Raw genomic sequence first — 2,305 nt, forward strand, 5'->3', positions numbered from 1 at the left:
GAACTGATTCAAACCATTGTAGAGGCACCTAGATATCGTGTTGGAGAAAGGCCGAAGCGCACCCTAACAAAAGAAATCGAAGAAAAAATTCATGAGTTAGTATTAGAAAATGAAGAGAAAAGGAGAAACGGCTTACGAAAGCAACAGAAGAAGCCTATAGACATACATCAGGTATTGGAGGAGGAAGGTTATACGATTAGTTATAGTACAGTCCTTCGCACTGTACGCGAATTAGAAAAGAAACCGAAAGAAGCATACATAAAGGGTGCTTTCCTACCTGGTGATATTTGTGAATTTGATTGGGGGGAAGTGAAAATTACGATTAATGGAAAACGGCAGGTTCTTCAAATGGCGGTGTTTACCCCCGCATATGGGAATTACCGAATGGCATACTTGTTTACCAAACAAAAAACAGAATGTTTCCAAGAAGCTCACGCTCTATTTTTTGACAAGGTAGGTGGCGTTTATAAGACCATGGTTTATGACAATATGAAAGTAGCCGTCAAACGGTTTGTGGGAACAAAGAAGGAACCGACGGAAGGTCTAATAAAACTATCACTCTATTACACCTTTGATTACCGTTTTTGTAATATAAGACGCGGGAATGAAAAAGGCCATGTGGAACGTAGTGTTGAAGTGATTCGGAGAAAGGCATTTGCGTTTAAAGACAGTTTTGACACATTAGAGGTGGCGAATCAATATTTGTTAGAGACCTGTGAAAAGCTTAATCAAAAGCAACAAACAGGGAAAGACCAATCGGCAAATGAATTATTCGCACAGGAACAAGCGCTTCTTCTGCCAGCTCTTCCGCCGTTTGATGCAGCACGAATAGAGAATGTACGCGTGGATAAGTATTCCACAGTCGTGATTGATCAAAACCATTATTCTGTTCCGGATCATCTAGTGAACGAAGAAGTCATGGCAAAGATCTATTCTAATCGAATCCAATGCTTTAATAATGGAGAAAAAATTGCAGAGCACCACCGATTAACGGGAGGCCATGAATGGAGGCTACAACTAGACCATTATTTAAATACATTAAAGAAAAAGCCTGGTGCATTAGCCAGTAGTGTGGCTTTACAACAGGCAGATAAAAAAATCAAAAACATTTATGAAACTTATTATACCAATAATGCCAAAGAATTTATAGAGCTTATTCACTATTTACAAGAAAACGATAATTTGAAAGAGGTGGAACAGAGCATCAAAGAGTTGCGAAACATTCATCCGTCCCACGTAACGACAGACAAAATTAAGGTATTATGTGCAAAGAATCAGGAGGAACTTGTTTCAGCCTCTCTTTACCAAGATAAGAGCGATATCACGACTCATGCCCAAGAACACTTACGTGCCTATGATGAGCTATTTCAGACCAAGACATTGGGGATAAAGGAGGAAATCGCATGATTAAGAGAAATTGGGAGAAAGAAGTATCGCAGTATAGCAAAGTTTTAAAGCTGCCGACAATCCACCAACATTTTAAGGAAGGGGTAAAAGAAGCATCTGAAAAAGACGCAAGTTATGAGGAATTTTTGGCATTACTCTTACAAAAAGAAATGGATACCAGAGAAGAAACTGCAAGATATAATCGTGTCCGTCGGGCAGAATTTCCTTACAAGCGCTATTTAGAAGATTTGGTGGTAGGAGAATTACCTCCGGATGCACAGCAGAAATATAAGCGTTTAAAAACACTTGATTTTATTAAGGAAGGCAGAAACGTAATTTTAGCAGGGAATCCAGGGACGGGAAAGTCCCACATTAGTATAGGGTTGGGTATCAAGGCTTGCATGGAGGGCTATAAAGTTTGGTTCACAACCGTACCATTACTCATCAATCGAATAAAAGAGTGTAGGTCAGAGAAGGCCCTGCGGTCTTTCCAAAATCGCTTTGAAAAATACGATCTCGTCATCGCAGATGAAATGGGCTACATTTCATTTGATAAGGAAGGAGCTGAACTTCTGTTTACCCATTTATCATTAAGAGCTGCCCAGAAGTCAACGATTATTACAACAAACTTATCTTTTGAACGCTGGGGTGGAATATTTCAGGATCCAGTGATGACTGCAGCAATGATCGATCGTTTGACACACCAGGCTTATATCGTAAATATGAATGGAAACTCTTACCGTATGAAAGAAACCAAACGGTGGCTTGAAGATCAGCAGTTAGTTTAGCCTAACTAGGGCATTTGATATAAATGATGAGGTGCAAGTATGAAATTAATGACTGTTCATGTGGGGGTCACCCCTTTGTACTGTCACCCCATTCCCCTACCACGTCTGGAGAATATAGGTGGGGGAATTTT

At 39.9% G+C, this 2,305-nt stretch carries 2 protein-coding genes; both read left to right on the forward strand.

Features of this window, described 5'->3' with window-relative positions:
• Positions 1-1,407 (forward strand): IS21 family transposase (gene istA, locus RZN25_18250; GenBank protein MEQ6378745.1); only part of this gene is annotated, 1,407 nt, incomplete at its 5' end.
• Positions 1,404-2,174 carry an IS21-like element helper ATPase IstB gene (gene istB / locus RZN25_18255; protein MEQ6378746.1) on the forward strand — a complete coding sequence of 257 codons (771 nt, stop codon included), beginning with the start codon at positions 1,404-1,406 and terminating at the stop codon, positions 2,172-2,174. The genes istA and istB, both read left to right, overlap by 4 nt.
• Positions 2,175-2,305 lie beyond the last annotated feature (131 nt).

It is taken from the genome of Bacillaceae bacterium S4-13-56 (assembly GCA_040191315.1).
Classification (GTDB): domain Bacteria; phylum Bacillota; class Bacilli; order Bacillales; family JAWJLM01; genus JAWJLM01.